Source organism: Algibacter sp. 2305UL17-15 (genome assembly GCF_040720935.1).
Lineage (GTDB): Bacteria > Bacteroidota > Bacteroidia > Flavobacteriales > Flavobacteriaceae > Jejuia.
In genome coordinates this window covers 1-21,665 of record NZ_JBFDAE010000004.1, presented here as the reverse complement: position 1 = coordinate 21,665, position 21,665 = coordinate 1, and the positions used below count along the sequence as shown (strand labels likewise).

Genomic DNA, 21,665 nt, shown 5'->3' with positions numbered 1-21,665 from the left:
ATGTTAATACAAAAACCCAAATAACCAAAGGGGTAATTTAGTTATAGGAAACTCCAAGTTATCAGCAACCACAAATCCATTTTTTACTGAATCTATCTGTTTACTGGTTTTATCTTTTCCTCCAACTTCAAAGGTATAAACGTCGTCAACCAAAAAATCGCCTTGCTTAGGGTATGACATTTTATGTCGCACAGAAACTTGTGATATAAAATAAGTTTCCCTTAAATTTCCTGTATTTGGATTTGAGGTAGAAAATGCAAAGGCAAGGTTGGGGTTATCTAAATACACTTTTTCAGGCTTTTGAAGTGTTGCTAGACTAATTCCCGATGCATACAATAGTTTTATCAACTGCGCTTGTTCCAAAAAATGAAGATAAGTGACTACTGAATTTCTATGTATATCGCTTTTTTTTGCGATGTTGGTTATATTGGGCTGAAAGGGTACATTGGCGGCAACCACATTAAGCAATTGCAACATTTTTTTGGCATTGCGGATATCAAAACCCTTTAGTTCTGCCATATCGTATTCTACAATTAAGCGCACCAACTGTTGTAAACGCATGGCATAACCTTCCTTATCCTCCATTGAAAATGGGTAATAACCGTATTGTAAATAGTTCTGAAAATGTTCTAATGGCCGAAACCCCGGGGGAAACAATGCTGCCCATTTTCGGTCTTTAGAAAGTATGTCTTCCAAGGTGATCGATTCAAAATCATACAAATCATTAAACGCCAAATATTCCCGATACGAAAGTCCAGGTAATTGGTACATTAACATCCGTCTGCTTAAATCGCCTGCCTCTCTCGAAATATCGATTATAGACGACCCGGTGAATACTATTTTTAAATCTGGATAAAAATCATACAGGTTTTTTATATGAATAGACCAATTTTTGTATTTGTGCACCTCATCTAAAAAAAGATATTGCCCACCTTTTTTATAGAATGCTTCGGCAGTTTCTACCAAAGAATGGGTTGTGAAATAAAAATCGTCTAAGGACCAATATGTTCCTTGCGTGGGCAACAACTGCAACTCTTTTAACTTTTGCAATAAGAGCGTTGTTTTGCCTGTACCACGAGCGCCTTTTACCCCTATTAATCTATTGTTCCAATTGATTTCATTGAACAAGTACCGCTTTTTTTCGGTGCTTAGCCTTTGTACCGATGTTGCTGACTTTTCTAATAATTGTTCCATGTTGCATATTTACATGTGCAATGTAGTAATAATATTGTATATTTCGATGTGCATTTTTAATAAAAATATTAAATGGTGTTATATCCCGTGTATCCTTTAGAAGATTTTTTCCTCGCTAACGGTAAAATAAATAATTGCTTTTCCCTATTTACTGAAGATTTCCCCCCATAACTATTAACATGTTCAAATGTCAATTTTTTATTAAAATCATCATATTCCTGCAAAACTCCTGCACTTAAAGAATCTCCGCTAAATAATTTCACATTCGGTTCTGTAGGGTGTTCTTTATATTCAATAAACTGAAAAAAACACCCTCGCTTACCGAAATAATTTATCTTATGCATGTACGTTTTCAAAAACGCTTTTTGCTTTTCATTCTTAACTGAAAAAATGATTTCAATAGGCTCATTAATATGAATATATTCTCGAAAACTCACCGTTTCTTGAACTTCTCCTGGTCGGCTTCGACTTGGTTTTAATATTTTTACAAAACAATTATTCACACAATAGTTGCCTGTTAGAAAATAACTAATATCCGCATCACGAACCATTGTAAAGTATTCGTTTTTTCCTTTTCCCGTTTCAAAATCAACACCGTCTAAAGTAATGGCTTGATTGAGAATTGCCATTCTAATCGCATAAGGTGAAGGCAAAAACAAACTTTTTGCTCCTGAGTTAGTAGAATTACTATCTTTCAAAGAAAACAAAGATGTTGATTGAAAAACGACTGAAAATTTTAAACTGCTCATAATTAAGCTATCTTATAAGGTGTTGCAGCAGCCAAATCCACTAAAATAGCTATCAAATCTGAAATACTATCAAATGGTTTCGCGTGAACACTATCTTCTTCTAATTTATTTAAAGTTGTCGTAATTTTTTTAATTTCCTCACGATAATCGCTATTAATAGCACTAATCGTTGGGGCAGGAACAAGACTTGTCGTGTAAGTCACAACACCTTTAAAATCTGTAATATGTGGTTTTTGAGTGCTTGTCATTGCGCCTTGTGGATTAATAATAGAACTAATTAAACTTTGAACAACTGCTTTATAACGTGCTTTTCTTATTCCATCAACTTTATCTTCATCAAAAGCATATTTTCTTGACATATCATTAAATCCGATTCGATAAGCATCAATATTACAAACAAAAGCATACGAACCATGATTGGCAGGACGATGGAAAATATTCTGACCTTCATTGCTTGATGTTCCACTTCCTTTTTGTCCTGCATCAGAAACTAACTTTGTATGAAGATAGCTTTCTGTACCATTTTTATTTGGAATACCAACAGTCCAACCATATTCGACACAGGATTTTCGAGGTGTATTCGTGCTGCTTTTATTATCCCCAACTTTATCTGTAATTAAAACACCATGCAAATCACATACGGTACAAATATTTACAATTGCATCAACTACATCTGCGGATGTTTTATTCGGTTTCTTTGTTTCTTCAAAATAAGGCTCAAGGTCTTTACTGGCAGAGATACGATTTGGGTCATTTATTTTGGAGTAAGAACTCAAAGCTAAACCGTTCTCAACTGCATGATTAACTAAATGTACAGCGTGAATATGTTTAAACATATCACCACTAATACCATTTACGGTATGTTGATTTCCTTCTTTATCAATGATTGATAATTGACGAGTAATAATTTGATTACCTTCTCCTCCTTCATTATTTAAAGAGTGTAGGTTTAAAGTGATTTCTCCACTAATTGAAATAGATGCTATATTCATGATAAATTTATTTTTTTAATTGATTAAAATTATTCTTCTGATGTTTCTTTATCCTTTTTATTCAATGCAAATCCATAAGCTGCGAGCATTGCACCTAATACTTTTGAATTAACAATATCCACTAATTCAAAGAATGCAAATAATTCTTTGTCTTTCACATTTGCTCTAAAAGCCTTATTTGTTTTTTCATATTGACGAGCTGTATCAGAATTGTATTTTGCTACAAATTCTCCAATAAAAGAAATCAAATCTTCTTTTGAATTCGACTTGTTTTGCAATTTTTGAGCAAGACCATATTGAACGTCAAATTTTCTTTGTTCTTTTGGCGTGTATTGCAGACTAACCGTACTTTTACGGATTGCAGCCGCTACTCCTTGAAATCCCTCGTTTTCGATAATTTTCTTAAATGAAATGTCCATAAGTGTAAATATTTTGTTTAATGTTTCAATTTTATTTGTTGTTACATAAGTTTGTTTCTTATTGCTTAATTCGTGCATCAAATAAGAGGCAAACCAATAGTTGAATTTGAAATATTCGTTAATGTCCGAACCATTCAAAAAGTTACGATAAGCCAATAATCCAATCATGGCATCACCTTGTTCTATAATACCATTCATTACCTTTTTTTGGTCTTCGATAATTTCTAACCAATCTTCTCTGTCTGTCAAATCAATAAAATCAGGCGTTTCTAAAAAGCCAATATTCGTAACACTTTTTGTATGTTGACTTAGTTGTTTTTGATATACTACATGGAAACCTAACAAAAACTCTTTCAGCTTTCTTCGTCTTTTTCGTTCATGTTGTTTTAAAAACAGTTCACAAATTTTCAAGGTATTTTGTATATCTAATTTTATTGGTGTATTGCTACTTGCTATTCGTTTGAATTTTTTTAATAAAGATGTCTTTTCTTCTAAAATCATTTCATTGAAAACAGGTACATAGACTTTCATATCAAAACTTCTGCTACCAGAAGGAAATAAAATACAAGTCATTCCAAACTTCATTGCTCCATTTAACTTCATTAACTCCTTAGTCCATTTGCTACTACAATTTTTAGTTTCTATTCCCCATGCTTTAGCTTTATTTAAACCTTTTCCTTTGTTTGGATTAATCAATTGAAGATTAGTTATATTTTTTTTTACAGATATTTTTTTCTGTTTAATTAGTTTTTCATATTCGGAACTCCCTTCTATACCAACGATATATTGATTTAGAATTTCCGAAATGATTACATTAAATTTATCTTTGTTCAGATTTAGATTTTCATAAATTTTATAAAATGCATTAATATTATTGTTATCAGCTAATTGAGATAATACATCATATTCATCTCGAAGTCTATTTGCTCCTTTTGAATGATATATTTCCTCAATACGAAGAATAGCATTTTTTCTCTCATCTTTCTTCAAATCCTTTATAGCATCGAAATCGGCTTTTCTATTTGATTTAATTTCCTTTTGTTTGGAAAAGTCAAAATAATTTACGCCTGTAAAATTTTTAGGCAAACCTGTTTTTTCATCTTTTTTAATAAATTCTATGATTTGAAAATAAGTTAACCCCTTTAGTATCTCCTGTGTTAAAGGCTCTTCTAGCAATATTTCAAAATAAACTTCTCTATCATAAATTTTAATATAACCTTCAATATTCAGATTATCATAAATTGCTTGTACTAAATGAGCAACACCATAAGCCTCTAATGTATCTGCATAAGTATTTGCTTCTTTTGGTATGTGGAAAGTTGTGTACATATTTTTTAGTTTAAGTATTTTTCAAAATCATCAGTTGCCTTTTGGTCACAAAGCCTTAAAATCCGAACAAAGAATAAATACATTAAAAAACTTGATTGACTATAACTTGTGAAATCCTCTAATTCTTCTGCTTTTTCTTTTTGTGATAAATTATAATTTCCAAACCCATACTTCTCCAAAAGATGATTTATTGATTGATAATTATGGTCAGAGACGAAAAATTTGGGGCTACTAACGTTACTTACTCCGTGATGTCGAGCAATAGCATAAGCTGCAGGAACAAATAATTTTTCCCATAACTTATCACTTCCTAACCAATCTTCTAAAACATCAAAAATCACTAAAGCACCAACACCAGAATGTCGAGGACGACCACCTTTGAGTTTTTTCTTGATAGATTTTTCTACTTCTTTTATAATATTTTGGTACTGTTCACCTAACTGTTCTTTTTGTTCTTTGCTGTCAAAACCTGTATGCCCAAGTGTTAAGTTTTTTTGATAAGTGAAAGGAGATACTTCAAATTCGGATAATGCTTTTTGATACGTTTGCATCCAATTTTGCCATTTATCATCTAACTTACCATAATCATGTAAAATCAAAATCAATTGTATCAATTTTTCAAAATCAACCTTTGATTTCAAACGTTCATTAAAAGCATTAAACACAAAATCCAATTGTTGTTTTCCAAATTGTTTTTTCTTTGAAAAATTTTGTTCAAAAGCACCTAATAAGCCCTCTGTATGCTCAATAAATGTATCTTTTCGGTAAGCATGAATAACTTGTTCCTTATCCTGTCGGTCTTTAAAATTAGATTTTTCTTCACCTTTTCCCACTTTATTAAATCCAATTGAATGATGATAATGAAATAATTCTTTATTCAGAAATAGGGTTTCATGTGTTTCCTTAACAGCTTCAATATCTTTCAAAGGATGAAATTCGTATTCCATTTCATTTTCATCTAAATCCAAAAACAAATCCTCTTTATCTCGAATAACTCCAACTATCCAAAATGTATCATCCTCTTCATCAAATCGATGTTGATATTCTTCAAAAATTTCCTTTATCCATTTTATCACGCTCCATTTAAAAATACCCACACTTTCTAACGAGAAGGGCATCTTAACAGCAAAATCACGATTATCAATAATTATCACTTCTGTACTTTGAATATCACGAATTAATTCACGATATAGGTTTTTTGCTCCGAACTTTTTTTCAACTGAAGTACGCCAAGAATCACGTATTTCTTTCATTTTATATCCATCAGATATTGCCTCCCAAATTTCTTTTTCTTCTTGTTTTAAAATTTCATTCACCAATTCAATCGTAATATCTTCATTAAGTTGTTGGTATTTTTTTTGAGATAAATATTCAAGTGTTTTTATACATAAGTCTTTTTTGTATGGCAAATAAAGGTTTTTCAATTTCCGAATTTCTGTTTTATCTTCTTTCGATAAATTTTTAAAATCCTTTACATCAATTTTTGCCTTTTCCTCCTCTTCCAAAACATCATAAACAAATACTTTTCCATATTCGCCTGTGTATCTCGCACACCTTCCAAGACGTTGTAATAAAGCATTAATCGGAGCAATTTCCGTGTGCATTACTTCGCAAGAAATATCCATTCCTGCTTCAATGACTTGAGTAGAAATTAGAATGGAATTCGTCTTTTGGTCTTTTACATCTTTACCAAAAAGCACTTTTAGTTGCTTCTCTGCTGCCTTTCGGTGCCTATCAAAGAAGCGAGAATGCAAACAAATCAAATTGATGTTTTTTTCCTTTGCCCAATATTCCAGCTCTAAGTAAACACGTTGAGCTGTTTCTACTCTATTACAAATTACAATTGTTTTATCAATATGGTTTTCCTTGATTTTTTCGGCTCGAATAATGCCTTTTACAACTTCAATCTCTTTTTTACTTGATTTATTTTCAGGAACTTTCAACGAACCAATCTTAGCAATATCTTCATCAAAACCATCTAAAGTCACGATTTCAATATCATCCAAAGCACCTTTTATTTTTGTCATAAAATCATCGCTCAAAGTCGCTGTCATAATACAAAAGCGACTCAACTTACCTAACATTCGTAACATCCCTAAAGTTGTCGCCATTGAACGATCACCATCTAACAAATGAAATTCATCAAAAACCAAATAACTACCAATCAAAGCACCAGCATTAACATTAGCTTGACGTTGCGATAAAGGCAAAGGAAAGCAGAGAAAATTACTCAATGTTTGGTCAATCGTAGAAAAGATAATGTCTTTTTCAAAATATTTATCTTCACTAAATTCTCCCGTTTGAATGGCTGATAAGCCTTCAAAGTTTGTGTTTTCAATAGCTTTATTTACATCTTCTGAAATAGAATTACACAATGCCCGAAGCGGCAAACTATAAATCATCTTTTTAGGAAAATTTATATCTGTTCGATTTTTTGCATATAAAAAAGGCATAATAGAAGCCCAAGTCTTTCCAGCACCCGTTGGCACAGAAAGGATTATATTCTTACCATTCAGAAGGTGTTCCGCAACTTTTTTTTGATAAACATATGGAGGAAAGCCATTTTGGTTATGTGTGTCAGAAGTTATTTTTCTATAAAAATCTTCATAATTCAACTTTTTTTCTTCCATATAACTCAAAATGAACTGCTCTTAGATTTAATTCTCATAAAAAACTCTTTTCCTTTTTGATAGCAACATCCGCTTATCAATCCATTTCATTCTTCCAATACCCCCAAACACCCCATCCCCAGCGCATTATACAACCCCGCTCCAGCATTATAAATAACCTGCAACTGCTCTGAATTCCCTGTTAGCTCCATTTCAAAATTCAAGTAGCCTTTTATTCGCGTTTGTTGTTTGGTAAATGCTTTAACAGTTATTAATCGCGACTTGGGTTTGGTGTTCTTTCGGTTTACGTCAACTTTTAATTCGTTTTCATCAAACGGAATTTTTAAGGCTTTTAATTTTTCTTCCCAATTGTGTTTTATGCAAAAGGCAAAGCGTGCATCGGTTGGTGGTATAAAGTCATAGTCGTCTTTGTCATTTTTAATTCCGGCAACGCATGCAGAAAGGGGACGAAAAGTCATGGTGCTATTAACATCTTTCTCAAAATCAACAAAAGGATCGGGTAAGGCTTCAACACTATTCACCTTAAAGGTCGCTTTGCTTTTACTGTCCGCTATATCGATATCTTGGGACAGAAACAAACCTTTTACAAAATGTTGGGCCGCTTCGGGCAAATGGAATGACACTATAAGCTCCATAATTGAGTTGATATGCAACCTGTCGTGGTTTCCTTTGCACCGGCCCTTCAAATCTGAAAAGGTAAATAACTTAAAATGTTTTAGTCCCCCATCAACAGTATAGCCTTCTTCATGTAAAAATGCGGCATAATCAGCATCTGCCTGGTCTAAAATTTTATATATCGCAGCACTTAACGGGTATTGGTAATTTATAGGAATAATTGGATTCCTGTTTTTAGAATCCAGTTGGAGTTGAAACCGCATGTAAATCTCTAATAAAAATGGTTAGGTGTTTAATAACTGCATAAACTTATAAAAATATTAGAAATAAATTACAAGTTATTGTGTATAAATTCTGAAAATACTATTCATAATACGATTTCGTTGGAAAAAAAGATAATAAACAGATCCTAATATATAATTCACAAAGTGCATAATGAAGATATATAAGACTACTAATTGCATCAATAAACGCCATCCGCTCAAGTAGGGTAAAACCAGTTTTGGATTTATATCATGAATATTGTATGTTTAATTTCATGATTTTTAAGGTTTTATGTGAATAGTTAAATGGTACACCTTGAAGAAATAATGGTACACCTAATAGTATGCCTTTTTAAGTAAAATAACTTGGCAAGTTAGCATTTGAAGTAAAATGCGAATAGTACGGTAAGCGCAAGTATTAAAAGGAAAGTATTAAAAACAAAAAAGTCCAACATTTCTGCTGGACTTTTTTTGCTCCTTCTCTTGGGCTCGAACCAAGGACCCTCTGATTAACAGTCAGATGCTCTAACCAACTGAGCTAAGAAGGACTGTGTTTTTTTACTAAGCGAGTGCAAATATATGTTGTTTTTTAATTCCTGCAAATATTTTTAAACAAATTTTATTCAAATATCGCTTTATAAATATCATTCCCGTTTGCAAATAAAACCAATGCTATTAAAATAAAGAAACCTACCATTTGCGCATACTCCATAAACTTGTCTCCCGGTTTTCTTCCAGATACCATTTCGTATAATAAAAACATAACATGTCCGCCATCTAACGCAGGTATTGGTAATAAATTTAAAACAGCCAACATAATAGACAAGAAAGCTGTTAAATACCAAAATGCCTGCCAATTCCATTCTGCTGGAAACATTTGTCCTATAGCTGCAAAACCTCCAATTTGGGTAGCGCCTTTCTTTGTGAAAATGTATTTAAACTGTGCTAAATAATCTTTAATTTCCCAGTATGCTTGATTTACTCCACCAGATAAACTCTCGGTAAACGTATAATCTTTTTGGTTGTAGGTTATATAGTCCAAATCTGTTTTAGTAGAAACAATACCTATTTTATTATCTTCATTTGGTTTGATCTTTAAATCTAAAATATTGTTATTACGTTCTATTTGTATATTTAAAATAGAATCCGGACTGTTTTTAACTCCATAAGTAAAATCAGTAAAATAAGTAACCGGTTGTCCATTTATTGAAACAATTTTATCTTTTGGCAACAATCCCGATTTCGCAGCTGGAAAATCTGGTACAACTGAATCTATTTCAAAAGGGGAACGTGGCTCTAAAGCTGGCAAATCTCCAGCTTCAAAAAGTTGAGTCCCTATATCCTCTGGAAGTTTAATGGTTTCAATAGTGCCATCTGCATGTTCTACCTTTATATTTTCAACGGTTCTAAACATAATGTACTTATTAATATCAATGGTAATATCTTCTATTGGCTCACCATTGACAGAAATAATTTTATCTCCTTGTTTAAATCCATAATTCTCTAAAGTTTTGGTAACGCCATAACCATATTTTACATCGTCCTTGGTAATGTACTTAGATCCCCAAACGGAAAGCATAATCATAAAAAGCACAATTGCCAACAAAAAATTTACTGTAACTCCACCCAACATAATTATCAATCGTTGCCATGCGGGTTTAGAGCGAAATTCCCAAGGTTGTGGCTCTTTTGCCATTTGTTCGGTATCCATACTTTCGTCAATCATTCCAGCAATTTTCACATAACCTCCTAAGGGCAACCAACCAATACCATAAACGGTTTCGCCTATTTTCTTTTTGAATAATGAAAACTTTACATCAAAAAACAGGTAGAACTTTTCTACTCTGGTTTTAAAAAGTTTGGCAGGAATAAAGTGCCCAAGCTCATGTAAAACAACTAATATGGAAAGACTCAATAGTAATTGAGCCGCTTTTATCAAAAATACCGACATCTACATTTTTTTTATAACCGTGCAAAAGTACGTTTTTTAAACCGTGTTTAAAAAGTCATTTGTTTATTGCAACTCGTTTTAACACTAATTTAAGTTTGGTTTAAATTCTTAGGCTCTTAATTTCATTGTATTTTTGCACAAAACTTATAATTTCTAAGTATTAATGTTGTCCTTTTTTAAAGCATATAAGGTGTTTGCCATCGTTTTTGGAATTATCTCCATCATTATAATTGCGCTTATTTATAATACGCTAAATGTTTACAAACCTTTACCTATTTATCAACCTGCAATGGTAAGTACAGAATTGGTTGACAGCACCATTCAATATCAAAAAAAATACCATAAAATAGCAGATTTCAAACTTTTGAATCAAAATGGTAAAATCGTCACTCAAAACGATTATAAGGACAAAATTTATGTTGCCGATTTCTTTTTTACAACCTGCCAAACCATTTGTCCAATTATGACAAACCATATGGTTAAAATTCAGAAAGAAATCTTAAATGATGATGAAGTGATGCTTTTGTCACATTCTGTTACTCCAGAAATCGATTCTGTTGCACAATTGAAACGTTATGCAACTAAAAAAAGTGTAAACGATAAAAAATGGAATCTAGTTACGGGCGATAAAAAGGAGATTTACAAACTAGCGAGACAAAGTTATTTGGCGGTAAAAGAGAATGGTGATGGTGGCCCATATGACATGATACATACCGAAAACTTTATGCTTATTGATAAAAAACGGCAAATTAGAGGTTTTTATGATGGCACAAATGCGGAGGATATTAGTCGTTTACTCAATGATATTTCTGTGTTGAAAGAAGAAAAGTAATTTATTCCCTATTTGAAACTGTGACCCCAAACTGGACTCCGCCAATTGAATACTCTGACTGCAACTGAAAACTGCGACTGAAAACTTTTTTACTTCTAAACTTTACACTACTTTTGCTTCTTTAAAATCAATCTAAATAAGCTTGGAAGACACTTTAGCACATTTAAAACGAGGGGAAAACGCCATTATTACTGATGTTTCGTCGGTTGATATTCCTTTAAAACTTCTGGAAATGGGATGTTTGCCCGGTAATTCGGTAGAACTAGTTCAGGTTGCACCGTTTCAAGACCCTATGTATTTGAATGTAAACGGGTCGCATTTAGCGATTAGAAAAGAAACGGCCGCACTTATTTTAATTGAAAAAGTAGCGCATGAGTAAACAGATAAACGTTGCTTTAATTGGAAATCCCAACACGGGAAAAACTTCGGTTTTTAACGCTTTAACTGGTCTAAACCAAAAAGTTGGAAATTACCCTGGGATTACTGTTGAGAAAAAAGAAGGGATTTGTAAATTACCACGTGGTGTAAAAGCACATATTATAGATTTACCGGGAACTTACAGTTTGAACGCGTCTTCTCTGGATGAAAATGTGGTAATTGAATTGTTGCTCAATAAAAATGACAAAGACTTCCCCGATATTGCAGTAGTGGTTACCGATGTTGAAAATTTAAAACGTAATCTGTTACTTTTTACCCAAATAAAGGATTTAGAAATCCCAACGGTTTTAGTGATTAATATGTCTGATAGAATGCGTTACAAAGGCATCTCTCTAGACTTGGATTATTTGGAGGAAAAACTGAATACAAAAATTGCTTTAATCAGCACCAGAAAAAGTGAGGGTATTGATAATTTAAAACAGCTTATTATAAATTATAAGGAGGTTTCTGTTGAACCTTGTCTAGACACTTCCCAGATTGATGCCGTATATTTTGGAAACCTCAAAAAAGCGTTCCCAAACCAATTGTTATATAAGCTCTGGCTGGTTATTACCCAGGATGTAAACTTCGGAAAAACGGACAGAAATGAAATTGATGCCGTTGCAGATTTCAAGACCAAAACCAAAAGTGACTTAAAACGTTTACAGCAAAAAGAAACTATAAAGCGCTATCAATTTATTAATAATGCGTTAGATAAAGGGCAGACTATAGATTTGAGTCAGGCTAAAGATTTACGTATTAAACTGGATCGAATTTTAACCCATAAATTTTGGGGATATTTTATTTTTGGAATTATTCTACTCACTATATTCCAAGCTATTTACGATTGGTCCAGTGTGCCAATGGATTTTATTGACAGCCTTTTTGCGAGTTTAAGCGAATGGACAAAAAACACATTACCGGATGGCGCATTTACAAGTTTACTTGCTGAAGGGATTATCCCTGGGCTTGGTGGAATAGTCATTTTTATTCCGCAAATCGCTTTCTTATTCTTATTTATAGCGGTGCTCGAAGAAAGCGGTTATATGAGTCGTGTTGTGTTTTTGATGGATCGCATTATGCGTCGATTTGGATTGAGTGGAAAAAGTATTGTCCCCCTTATTTCTGGAACCGCCTGTGCTATTCCTGCTATTATGGCAACACGGAATATTGAAAACTGGAAGGAACGCTTAATCACTATTTTAGTAACGCCTTTTACTACATGTTCTGCAAGATTACCTGTGTATTTGATTATTATTGCATTGGTTATTCCAGAAGGTCGGTTTTTGGGATTGAGTTATCAAGCACTAACGTTAATGCTCCTCTATTTAATTGGTTTCGGAACTGCGGTTTTTTCAGCTTATATATTGAACAGAATACTTAAAATAAAAAGCAAGACATTTTTTGTTATTGAAATGCCAAATTACAAATTGCCATTGTTTAAAAATGTTGTTTTAACAGTAATTGAAAAAACAAAATCGTTTGTATTTGGTGCAGGAAAAATAATTTTAGCCATATCTATAGTGCTTTGGTTCCTGGCTTCCTATGGCCCTGGAGAAGATTTTAATAATGCAGAAACTATTGTAAAAACGGCGCATGCTTCTGATGTTTTAAGTGAAGATGAATTGCAACAAAAAATAGCATCACACAAACTAGAACATTCGTTTATAGGTATCGCTGGTCATGCTATAGAGCCCGCTATCAGACCTTTAGGTTATGATTGGAAAATTGGCATTGCCATTGTCAGTAGTTTTGCTGCCCGCGAGGTATTTGTGGGGACACTTGCTACAATTTACAGCGTTGGTAGCGACCAAGAAGAAACCATTAAAAACAGAATGGCTGGAGAGGTAAACCCTATTTTAGGAGGGCCTTTGTTCACTTTCGCATCAGGGATTTCATTATTACTGTTTTATGCCTTTGCCATGCAATGCATGAGTACTTTAGCTATCGTGAAAAAGGAAACCAACAGTTGGAAGTGGCCTATTTTACAACTAGTTATAATGACAGCTTTTGCGTATATTGTAGCTTTAATTGCTTTTCAGTTTTTGAAATGAAGCTAAATTAAATCCGACTTAATTATTATGAACAACATCATTCAAAACATATTAGTTTTTACTGCTATGGCTTTGGCAATTTCATTTCTGATTAAGAAATTCTTCTGGAAAAAATCAAAACCTAAAAAAGCTTGTGGTGGCGATGATGGTTGTGGTTGCCACTAGTAAACATCAAAATCACCCTTAAATTCTAAAAAAACCGTTGTACATTTTGAGAAAATTTTGTCAGAACTGACATTTGTTTATTAAAAAGGGCCAAAATGCACAACGGGTTAAAAAAGTAATTGTCTATTAAGACAAAACCGTTTTTTATAATTAATTTCAGTTCCTAAGAAAAACTATTCTCAAAATTTTAAAAAATGAAGAAAACATTTTACGGATTAGCTTTAATGTTTCTATTTGTAGGTTCAATTAATGCACAAAAGAAAAAGAAACCTATTGAACTATTAGACAAAAATTTAAGTCATTTTGAAAAATGGATTGGTGTGCCACATACTTCTGTAAAAGATTTACCCGACGGTACTTTCCAAGCAGATATAGTTACTCAAGGCACTCCGCTAGGTCTAAATAACGACCTTAAAAATATATTTACAACTACTTCTGAAAACGGAGAAGTTATTTTAAATATTTCAGGAGAAATATATGGCTGTATTTCCACAAAGGAAAATTATAGCAACTATCATTTAAGTACTCTATTTAGATGGGGCGATAAGAAATGGGCACCCAGACTTAATGCCAAAAGAGATACCGGTATTTTATATCACAGCTATGGTGACCATGGCAGGTTTTGGAAAACTTGGAAAACAGCTTTAGAATATCAAGTACAGGAACAAGATTTAGGGGATTTTATCCCACTAGGAGGAAATACTGCTACACCAAAAGTTGGAGAGCCAGTTGTAGAAATTCGAGGAGATTTTAGTAAGGTGAAAAAATTTGACCCTAACTCCGAAACATATTCAAGTGGCAATGGTTATATCCAAGCTGCTTCGGAACATGATGCGCCACATGGTGAATGGAACCTTTTAGAAATTTATGTAGTTGGTAATGATGCTGTTCATGTTGTAAATGGTGAAATTGTAATGGTGGTTGAAAATGCTATGAATCCAGAAAACGGAAAGCCATTAACCGAGGGACAAATACAAATTCAATCAGAAGCTGCAGAGTGTTATTATAAGCAAATGGTTTTAACGCCTATTAAAAAATTTCCGAGGTTTATTAGAAAACAAGTGCGCTTTAAATAAAGATGGGATTAGGGCTAATTCCAATTTATCCAGTTAATATTTTACATATTCAAACACCTTATTTCTTGTTTTATTGAAGAATAGTTTTAGTTATGCAACTTCAATTGAATTCGCTTTCGCGGCATATCAACCTCCAGAACTTTTACGATAATTTGTTGATGTAAACTTACATGTTCGTTCACGTCTTTTACAAATGAATCTGATAGGTTAGACACATGAATCAAGCCGCTTTCCTTGATACCCACATCTACGAAACACCCAAAATTAGTAATATTATTGACGATTCCAGGAAGTAATTGCCCTGCTTTTAAATCATTTATGGTCTTTATGTTTTGATTAAAAGTGAAGACTTTAGCTTGCTCTCGAATATCCAACCCTGGTTTTTCTAGTTCTTTAATAATGTCTTCAAGGGTTAATAAACCAACAGATGCTGAACAATACTTTTTTAAATCTATCTTTTGAAGTAATTCCTTATTTCCTATTACATCTTCTACTGATTTACCTAAATCCTTAGCCATTTTTGTTACAATGGGATAACTTTCTGGATGCACAGCAGAATCGTCTAACGGATTTTTTGAATCTTTAATTCTTAAAAATGCTGCCCCTTGCTCAAAAGCTTTTCCACCCAGACGTGGCACATTTTTAATATCGTTTCTAGATGTGAAAGCACCGTTTTCGTTTCTGTAATCGAAAATGTTTTCAGCTAGTTTTGGCCCAATTCCCGAAACATAACTCAACAAAGGTTTACTCGCTGTATTAAGATTTACTCCAACTGAATTTACACAGTTTTCAACCACAGTATCCAGTTCTTTTTGCAATTTAGTTTGATCTACATCATGCTGATACTGTCCTACGCCAATGGATTTCGCATCAATTTTAACCAATTCCGCCAATGGATCTTGAAGTCGTCTTCCAATCGAAACAGAACCTCGAACCGTAACATCATAATCTGGAAATTCTTCTCGTGCAATCTTTGAAGCAGAGTATATACTCGCACCAGCTTCACTTACCACAAATACTTGTATATCGTTTTTAAAATGGACTTTTCGAATCAATGCTTCAGTCTCTCTTGAAGCGGTGCCATTTCCAATAGCAATGGCTTCTATTTTATAAGCTTCGGCAAGCGAACTTATCTTTTTCATGGCACCAACACTATCGCTCTTTGGTGGATGCGGATAAATGGTCTCGTTGTGTTTTAATTGCCCTTGCGCATCTAAACAGACTACTTTGCAACCTGTTCTAAATCCTGGATCAATTGCCAAAACTCGTTTTTCGCCTAACGGCGCACCTAATAATAATTGTTTTAGGTTTTTAGCAAAAACGGTTATAGCAGATGCATCGGCTTTATCTTTTGCTGCTTGTAAGGCTTCGTTGCTTAATGATGGAAATAGTAATCGCTTGTAAGCATCTTTAATAGCTACTTTTATCTCTTCCGCAGAAGCGTTGTTACTTTTTATGATGCGCCTTTCAATGTTCTCTAAAGCACGTTCGTTATCAATTTCAATTTTCAATCGAATAAAACCTTCTTTTTCTGCTCGCAAAATCGCTAGAAGTCTGTGTGATGGAATTCTGCCCAAAGATTCTTCCCAATCAAAATAATCCCTGAATTTTTGGGCATTTTCATCCTCTGCTTTCGTTTTGATCGCTTTCGTGGAAATCATTGCAAAACGTTCTAATTGACGACGGATATTATTCCGAATATCGGTACGTTCATTAATCCATTCTGCGATAATATGCCTTGCGCCTTCCAAAGCATCTCCAACAGAATTTATAGCCCCTTTTACATATTTAAAAGCAATGGATTCGATGTCGTTCGCATTTTGAGACATGATGATTTTTGCCAAAGGTTCCAATCCATTTTGTCTGGCTTTCTCTGCTTTGGTTTTTCGGCTTTTCTTATACGGTAAGTATAGGTCTTCAAGTGAGGTTACATCTTGAGTCGCTTCAATTTTTTGTTTTAATTCCGAAGTTAAAACAGCTTGTTCCTCTAAAGCTTTTAAGATGGCTTTTTTTCGTTTTTCTAAAGTTTCAAACTGTTCCTTGAATTTAACGATATCTCCTATTTGAACTTCATCCAGATTTCCTGTCCGCTCTTTTCTGTAACGCGATATAAATGGAATCGTGCAATCTTCGTTTAGCAACTGGATTGTATTTTTTACTGCCGTTTCTGGAAGTTGGGTATGCTGGATTATATATTTTATCATGCTGATTGAAGCTCTAAATTTTAATCAAATCTAAATAATTTTAAACATTCTTGTCCGATAAAAATTTTCAGAAAGGTCTCAATCACTTACAGGATAAGCTGTTTTTAAGATGTCGCCCCGTTGGGGCTTGATTTTTATTTCTTATCCTTTTGCTACAAAGATTTCATCCCTATGGGATTTTTTGTAGATCTATTGGAGCATAATCTTTCTAGAAAGAATCGTAAACATGATATAAATCTCCAAAGGAGCGAAATTTAATAGGCAATAGTGAATTTTAAAGTTGATTTAATTAAAAAGACCTCTCAGGTTTTAAACTCCGAAGAGTCAGGACTGACAGGTCTGAATTTATATGCATTTTTAACTTTGAGAAATGAGATGTTGAAATAAATTCAGCACATGCAAGTTCAGCATGACAACGAGTTATTAAGCTACTTTTTTAACCAAATCAAAACAAGGACATTTTTTACAACGCTTGTTCTCGCCTTTTTTAAACTTTTTACAGCAACTGCTTTTTACTTTATCGGGAAGTTCAATTCCTAATTTTCGTAATTTTTTGATTGCTTTCTTTTGCTTCTTTTTACCCAAAATAGAATGTGCTATTCAAATCCGAAGGCAAAAGTAAGCTATTTTTATTAAATCTAAATAAGCTTAAATGTTAAAATTATTAGTAAAACTCAAATTTGAGAAGTCCTTAGACGAACTCAAATTTGTAAGTTGAACTAATCCCGCCTCCTGTGCAGAACTTGCATGTGCTGAATTTATTTCAGTATTTCAGTATCTGGCGGGATCTATATCTTATGCTGGCGTATTCGTAGCTGCCGTGGTAACGGTTAAATTTTCAATATCTCTATCAAATAAATACAAGCCACCCTTATCGTCGCCAATCATGTTTATTTTATCCAAAATGGTTCTTGCAACTGCTTCTTCTTCTATTTGTTCAGCTACATACCATTGTAAAAAGTTATGCGTGGCATAGTCTTTTTCCTGAAGTGAAATATGAACCAATTCATTGATACTTTGGGACACGAACACTTCATGGTCAAACAATTTTTCGAACATTTCTTTAATAGATTTAAAAGTTACGTTTGGTGCTTTTAACTCTGAAATTTTGGCATGTCCGCCACGTTCGTTTACAAACTTTACAAGTTTCAACATATGTTCACGTTCTTCATCAGATTGTGCATACATAAAATTAGAAACACCTTCCAAACCTTTAACCTCAGCCCAACAAGCCATAGCCAAATAGATTTGAGAAGATTCTGCTTCTATTCGAATTTGATTGTTTAATGCGTCTTCTATATTTTTTGATACCATAATATTTGTTTTTTGTAAAGTTACAGATTTCTCTTGCTTCTTTCAAACGGGTTCAATAAAAAAAGGTTATCCTTTTATAGAATAACCCCTTTTCTAACTATTAATCAATTTAAAAACTACTGTACTGTCAATGTATATTGCGGTGTTGGATTTAATGGGCAGAAATACACATATTCTCCTTTTGCTAATGTCGTAGCCTTTGTTTTCTGAGTTTCACCATCTTTAGCAACAGCTGTTACATATGCTGTTTTAATATGGTTTTCTGGTTTACTAGCGTCTTTTCCTTTTGGGACTAAAACTAAACCAACTTCTTTTGCGGCATGGTTGTTTGACACTTCAAATACATAAGTACCTTCGCTTACAGTTAGTGCTTTTTGAACAAACTCGCCTTTAGTTTGCTCTAAAGAAATTGTTTTTACTGGGTTGTCCATCATCTTATCTTGCGCATTTGAACTGAATGTAAATGCTAATACTACTACTAAAATTGCTACTACTTTTTTCATGATTATTTATTTTAAATTTTCTTGTTTGTAATTCTTTGTACAAAGGTGCAACAGTACTAAAAGTCATACCATGTGAACTTTTCCTTTAAGCTTGTCGATTTTTCCTTTATTGATTTCATCCTATTGTATTTGGAGCTATATGCCGTTTTTCAGCATCGCAATAAAAATCTGAAATATGATTTTGCTCGCAATGTGTTTTTGTACTGATCGTGTTTGATGCTGCTTTTCTTTTTCCTTTGAAGATTTCAATTAAATTGAAGATTGATATGTGTTTTAAATTCATAATTGTGTTGATTTAATTGTTCGCTACAAAGATGAATTGAAATAAGAAGTGATAAAATGGTAAGATTGCCTTAGAGCTTGTCGATTTTTCCCTAAGATGCGTTTCTAAGCTGTTTTTTGAATTCTGAAGGAGATAACGTAGTATGTTTTTTAAATAATCGGCTTAAATGTGAAGCATCCTCAAAACCAACTTCGTATGCTATTTCCTTAGCCGATTTATCGGTATAGATTAATAAGCGTTTTGCTTCAAGCACGATACGTTCGTGAATGATTTGCAACGGACTCCTATTCAGTTTTGCAAACGTATTGGATAAGGTTTTCGGAGATTTAAATAATTGTTCAGCATAAAAAGAGACGCTATGTTCATTTTTAAAATGTGTTTCTACCAACATGTTAAATTCACGCAATAAATCGATTTTAGTGTTTTTTGCAGTTTCCACAAAACCTTCTTTTGCTTTTAATAATCGAGTACTTATGATAATGAAACGTGCCATGAGCATACGTAGCATTTCTGCTTGTATTGTATCTTCAGTTTCCAGCTCATCTAAAAAGACGTCATGCAATATTTTGAATTTCCTGCTTTCATCTACATCTAATTCCAAAATTGGAATATGCACATTTCCGAAGAACAACAATCCTGCACAACTTACTTCTTGGTCGTGGTCTTTAATGCAATAAAATTCTCTGTTGAATTGATAAACGACTAAATCCTTACCTGCTGTAAACCGGAAGTATTGAACTGTGGTCAATACTAAAATACTATTTGGCTCTATAGTATAAGGAATACTATCGACCACAATTTCAGCTTTAAAATCATTGGTTCTAATGAAGGTGTATAAATCTGGTTGTTTGGCTTCTTTATAAAATTCTAGAAGTTCCTCATCTCCTATTTTTAGGATGGCGTTGGTAGAGAATTCTTTGAATGTTTTTTGCATGGTTCCTTTGTCTGAATCTAATTAAAAACATTACAAGATTCTAAATATACTATTGTTAGTACAAGTTATTTTAAATAAATATTTATAGTTTGGCTTAATTTGTGATGTTACAAAAGTAGCTAATAAAATATTTTTCATACTTTTGCAACATACCAATCCAAAGAAAATGAGCGACAAAAAGACTTTAGGTAAAAACATTCAGGCTTACAGAAAGAAGTTAGGATTTACCCAAGAATCATTTTCGGAGTTTTTAGGAATTAATAGAACGGAATTAAGCTATTACGAAAGCGGAAAAAGATTAGCTCCTATTTCGGTAATTTCTAGAGCTGCGGATATTTTTGGAATTGAAGGATATGATCTTTATGAAGAAAATCCATATGAGAACTCAGTAAACTTAGCGTTTGCATTTCGCGCAGAAAACTTTAACGCAAATGATTTGAATGAAATTTCTAGTTTCAAAAAAATAGTAAAAAACTATGTGAAACTAATTGAACTTAAAAAGAATGAATAGAGAGTTACTTGAAAAAAAAGCTAACGAATTTAGAAAGAAACTCGGGCTTGGGAGCGAAACTACTATTAGACTAAAAAGTATTTTATCTCAATTAAACATTATAACAATTTTCAAACCTCTTAGTGGCGGTTTTTCAGGTATGGCAATTAAAATTGCACAAACCGAAAACGAAGATTTAAAATTCATTCTAGTTAACAGCAACCATGCTCTGGGAAAACAACACTTTACTATCTGTCATGAGCTTTATCATTTATACGTACAAGAAAATTTTACAGCACGTTCATGTGTCACAGGAAAATTTAATAAAAATGATAGAGAAGAATACAATGCTGATTGGTTCGCTGCTTTTTTATTATTACCCGAAGCAGGAATAAAAGCTTTGATTCCTGATAACGAATTAGGGAAAAATAAAATCACAATTCAAACTATTCTCAAAATTGAACATTTTTTCGGTTGCTCAAGAGCAGCATTGCTTTACAGGCTTTTAAAGCTAAACTTAATAAATCAAGATTTTTATAACTATTACAAAGTAAATGTCAAAATTAGCGCAAGAGAGAACGGATACCTAACTAACTTATATGAATCTGGAAATCACCAAGAGTTCATCGGCAATTATGGTTCTTTGGCTCGAGAACTTTTCGAAGAAGGAAAATTATCTGAATCCCAATATTACTCCTTATTATTTGATTTAACTAACCCTTATGATGCTCTAAAAACCAATCTAAATGACGAAGAAGAGTAGCAGGATTATATTAATTGATTCAGATGTAGTGTCACATTTTTTAAGAGCTGGTAAAATAACAGCTTTAAGTACAATCTTTAAAACACCAATCAAAATATTAGATGTGGTTTACTGTGAGCTTGAAAAGTGGAAAGGCAAACAACAAGAAATAGAAAATCTAATAGAGTTTAAAATACTTGAAATAATACCTTTTCCACAAACTAATACAGAAATATCAAAAGAATTCTTTTGGATTAAAAAATCTAGATATTATGGAGATGGAGAAGCAGCATGTATGTCATATGCTAAACATACTAAAAATGTAATTGCCAGTAATAATTTGAAAGACACTAAAAACTATTGTGACTTACATAATGTTGACTATTTAACGGATCAAGAACAATTGTTGTGTTTACGCAAATACTGTGGTTAACCTATAAAGGAAAAAATCTACGTTTCTCACACCTCTGAACTGTGCCCTAAAAGCTTTAATTTTTGCGTTGAAAGAT

At 32.9% G+C, this 21,665-nt stretch carries 20 protein-coding genes and 1 tRNA gene; 8 read left to right on the top strand and 13 right to left on the bottom strand.

Features of this window, described 5'->3' with window-relative positions; genetic code table 11:
• Positions 1–3 precede the first annotated feature (3 nt).
• From ABXQ82_RS05285 to rseP, 8 genes are all read right to left on the bottom strand, one after another.
• Entirely contained in the window at positions 4–1,194 is a 1,191-nt protein-coding gene (locus ABXQ82_RS05285; RefSeq protein ID WP_367055952.1) for an AAA family ATPase, read from the bottom strand.
• Positions 1,195–1,262: 68 nt separating this feature from the next.
• Complete coding sequence (locus tag ABXQ82_RS05280; RefSeq protein ID WP_367055949.1) at positions 1,263–1,892, bottom strand: hypothetical protein; 630 nt, start codon at positions 1,890–1,892, stop codon at positions 1,263–1,265.
• Between the two features lie 53 nt (positions 1,893–1,945).
• Positions 1,946–2,935, bottom strand: coding sequence for a DevR family CRISPR-associated autoregulator (locus tag ABXQ82_RS05275; protein WP_367055946.1), 990 nt, complete (start codon positions 2,933–2,935; stop codon positions 1,946–1,948).
• Between the two features lie 29 nt (positions 2,936–2,964).
• Complete coding sequence (locus ABXQ82_RS05270) at positions 2,965–4,683, bottom strand: hypothetical protein (protein ID WP_367055943.1); 1,719 nt, start codon at positions 4,681–4,683, stop codon at positions 2,965–2,967.
• A 5-nt stretch (positions 4,684–4,688) separates the two neighbouring features.
• Complete coding sequence (gene cas3 / locus ABXQ82_RS05265; protein ID WP_367055940.1) at positions 4,689–7,313, bottom strand: CRISPR-associated helicase Cas3'; 2,625 nt, start codon at positions 7,311–7,313, stop codon at positions 4,689–4,691.
• Positions 7,314–7,399: 86 nt separating this feature from the next.
• Positions 7,400–8,191 (bottom strand): CRISPR-associated endoribonuclease Cas6, encoded by a 792-nt coding sequence (gene cas6 / locus ABXQ82_RS05260; protein ID WP_367055937.1) that lies wholly within the window; start codon positions 8,189–8,191, stop codon positions 7,400–7,402.
• A 474-nt stretch (positions 8,192–8,665) separates the two neighbouring features.
• A tRNA-Asn gene (locus ABXQ82_RS05255) sits at positions 8,666–8,739 on the bottom strand.
• Positions 8,740–8,810: 71 nt separating this feature from the next.
• Positions 8,811–10,142 carry an RIP metalloprotease RseP gene (gene rseP / locus ABXQ82_RS05250; protein ID WP_367055934.1) on the bottom strand — a complete coding sequence of 444 codons (1,332 nt, stop codon included), beginning with the start codon at positions 10,140–10,142 and terminating at the stop codon, positions 8,811–8,813.
• 163 nt (positions 10,143–10,305) lie between these two features.
• On the opposite strand from rseP, the gene ABXQ82_RS05245 reads away from it, so the two are divergent.
• The 5 genes from ABXQ82_RS05245 to ABXQ82_RS05225 all read left to right on the top strand — a co-directional run bounded on the left by ABXQ82_RS05245 (position 10,306) and on the right by ABXQ82_RS05225 (position 14,686).
• Positions 10,306–10,974, top strand: coding sequence for an SCO family protein (locus ABXQ82_RS05245; RefSeq protein WP_367055931.1), 669 nt, complete (start codon positions 10,306–10,308; stop codon positions 10,972–10,974).
• Between the two features lie 142 nt (positions 10,975–11,116).
• Positions 11,117–11,353, top strand: a complete 237-nt coding sequence (locus tag ABXQ82_RS05240) for a FeoA family protein (RefSeq protein WP_367055929.1) — start codon at positions 11,117–11,119, stop codon at positions 11,351–11,353.
• A complete protein-coding gene (gene feoB, locus ABXQ82_RS05235; protein WP_367055926.1) occupies positions 11,346–13,445 on the top strand; it encodes a ferrous iron transport protein B in 2,100 nt (699 codons plus the stop codon). The genes ABXQ82_RS05240 and feoB overlap by 8 nt, the downstream gene beginning before the upstream one ends.
• 27 nt (positions 13,446–13,472) lie before the next feature.
• On the top strand, positions 13,473–13,610 hold the full coding sequence (locus tag ABXQ82_RS05230) for a FeoB-associated Cys-rich membrane protein (RefSeq protein WP_367055923.1): 138 nt from the start codon (positions 13,473–13,475) through the stop codon (positions 13,608–13,610).
• A gap of 194 nt (positions 13,611–13,804) precedes the next feature.
• On the top strand, positions 13,805–14,686 hold the full coding sequence (locus ABXQ82_RS05225) for a DUF1080 domain-containing protein (RefSeq protein ID WP_367055920.1): 882 nt from the start codon (positions 13,805–13,807) through the stop codon (positions 14,684–14,686).
• Between the two features lie 86 nt (positions 14,687–14,772).
• Here ABXQ82_RS05225 and ABXQ82_RS05220 read toward each other — a convergent pair whose 3' ends face one another.
• The 5 genes from ABXQ82_RS05220 to ABXQ82_RS05200 all read right to left on the bottom strand — a co-directional run bounded on the left by ABXQ82_RS05220 (position 14,773) and on the right by ABXQ82_RS05200 (position 19,924).
• Positions 14,773–16,890, bottom strand: a complete 2,118-nt coding sequence (locus ABXQ82_RS05220) for a Tex family protein (protein ID WP_367055917.1) — start codon at positions 16,888–16,890, stop codon at positions 14,773–14,775.
• Between the two features lie 795 nt (positions 16,891–17,685).
• Complete coding sequence (locus ABXQ82_RS05215) at positions 17,686–18,204, bottom strand: ferritin (protein ID WP_367055914.1); 519 nt, start codon at positions 18,202–18,204, stop codon at positions 17,686–17,688.
• Positions 18,205–18,320: 116 nt separating this feature from the next.
• Entirely contained in the window at positions 18,321–18,707 is a 387-nt protein-coding gene (locus ABXQ82_RS05210) for a cupredoxin domain-containing protein (RefSeq protein ID WP_367055911.1), read from the bottom strand.
• A gap of 115 nt (positions 18,708–18,822) precedes the next feature.
• Positions 18,823–18,990 carry a hypothetical protein gene (locus ABXQ82_RS05205; protein WP_367055908.1) on the bottom strand — a complete coding sequence of 56 codons (168 nt, stop codon included), beginning with the start codon at positions 18,988–18,990 and terminating at the stop codon, positions 18,823–18,825.
• A 91-nt stretch (positions 18,991–19,081) separates the two neighbouring features.
• The gene (locus tag ABXQ82_RS05200; RefSeq protein WP_367055905.1) at positions 19,082–19,924 is read right to left on the bottom strand and encodes a helix-turn-helix domain-containing protein; all 843 of its coding nucleotides are present in this window, start codon (positions 19,922–19,924) and stop codon (positions 19,082–19,084) included.
• 166 nt (positions 19,925–20,090) lie between these two features.
• Between ABXQ82_RS05200 and ABXQ82_RS05195 the strand changes: the two genes are divergently transcribed.
• The 3 genes from ABXQ82_RS05195 to ABXQ82_RS05185 are packed head-to-tail and all read left to right on the top strand — an operon-like array spanning position 20,091 to position 21,589.
• Entirely contained in the window at positions 20,091–20,435 is a 345-nt protein-coding gene (locus ABXQ82_RS05195; RefSeq protein ID WP_367055902.1) for a helix-turn-helix transcriptional regulator, read from the top strand.
• Positions 20,413–21,177 (top strand): ImmA/IrrE family metallo-endopeptidase, encoded by a 765-nt coding sequence (locus ABXQ82_RS05190; RefSeq protein ID WP_367055899.1) that lies wholly within the window; start codon positions 20,413–20,415, stop codon positions 21,175–21,177. Before ABXQ82_RS05195 ends, ABXQ82_RS05190 begins: the two co-directional genes overlap by 23 nt.
• Positions 21,161–21,589 carry a hypothetical protein gene (locus tag ABXQ82_RS05185; RefSeq protein ID WP_367055896.1) on the top strand — a complete coding sequence of 143 codons (429 nt, stop codon included), beginning with the start codon at positions 21,161–21,163 and terminating at the stop codon, positions 21,587–21,589. The genes ABXQ82_RS05190 and ABXQ82_RS05185 overlap by 17 nt, the downstream gene beginning before the upstream one ends.
• Positions 21,590–21,665 lie beyond the last annotated feature (76 nt).

Bases quoted from the DNA above. Each gene is read 5' to 3' on its own strand.
- ABXQ82_RS05230 (WP_367055923.1), top strand. From the start codon at position 13,473: ATGAACAACATCATTCAAAACATATTAGTTTTTACTGCTATGGCTTTG.
- ABXQ82_RS05285 (WP_367055952.1), bottom strand. From the start codon at position 1,194: ATGGAACAATTATTAGAAAAGTCAGCAACATCGGTACAAAGGCTAAGC.
- ABXQ82_RS05220 (WP_367055917.1), bottom strand. From the start codon at position 16,890: ATGATAAAATATATAATCCAGCATACCCAACTTCCAGAAACGGCAGTA.
- rseP (WP_367055934.1), bottom strand. From the start codon at position 10,142: ATGTCGGTATTTTTGATAAAAGCGGCTCAATTACTATTGAGTCTTTCC.
- ABXQ82_RS05270 (WP_367055943.1), bottom strand. From the start codon at position 4,683: ATGTACACAACTTTCCACATACCAAAAGAAGCAAATACTTATGCAGAT.
- ABXQ82_RS05195 (WP_367055902.1), top strand. From the start codon at position 20,091: ATGAGCGACAAAAAGACTTTAGGTAAAAACATTCAGGCTTACAGAAAG.
- ABXQ82_RS05275 (WP_367055946.1), bottom strand. From the start codon at position 2,935: ATGAATATAGCATCTATTTCAATTAGTGGAGAAATCACTTTAAACCTA.
- ABXQ82_RS05215 (WP_367055914.1), bottom strand. From the start codon at position 18,204: ATGGTATCAAAAAATATAGAAGACGCATTAAACAATCAAATTCGAATA.
- ABXQ82_RS05245 (WP_367055931.1), top strand. From the start codon at position 10,306: ATGTTGTCCTTTTTTAAAGCATATAAGGTGTTTGCCATCGTTTTTGGA.
- ABXQ82_RS05185 (WP_367055896.1), top strand. From the start codon at position 21,161: ATGACGAAGAAGAGTAGCAGGATTATATTAATTGATTCAGATGTAGTG.
- ABXQ82_RS05205 (WP_367055908.1), bottom strand. From the start codon at position 18,990: ATGAATTTAAAACACATATCAATCTTCAATTTAATTGAAATCTTCAAA.
- ABXQ82_RS05225 (WP_367055920.1), top strand. From the start codon at position 13,805: ATGAAGAAAACATTTTACGGATTAGCTTTAATGTTTCTATTTGTAGGT.
- ABXQ82_RS05210 (WP_367055911.1), bottom strand. From the start codon at position 18,707: ATGAAAAAAGTAGTAGCAATTTTAGTAGTAGTATTAGCATTTACATTC.
- cas6 (WP_367055937.1), bottom strand. From the start codon at position 8,191: ATGCGGTTTCAACTCCAACTGGATTCTAAAAACAGGAATCCAATTATT.
- ABXQ82_RS05200 (WP_367055905.1), bottom strand. From the start codon at position 19,924: ATGCAAAAAACATTCAAAGAATTCTCTACCAACGCCATCCTAAAAATA.
- cas3 (WP_367055940.1), bottom strand. From the start codon at position 7,313: ATGGAAGAAAAAAAGTTGAATTATGAAGATTTTTATAGAAAAATAACT.
- feoB (WP_367055926.1), top strand. From the start codon at position 11,346: ATGAGTAAACAGATAAACGTTGCTTTAATTGGAAATCCCAACACGGGA.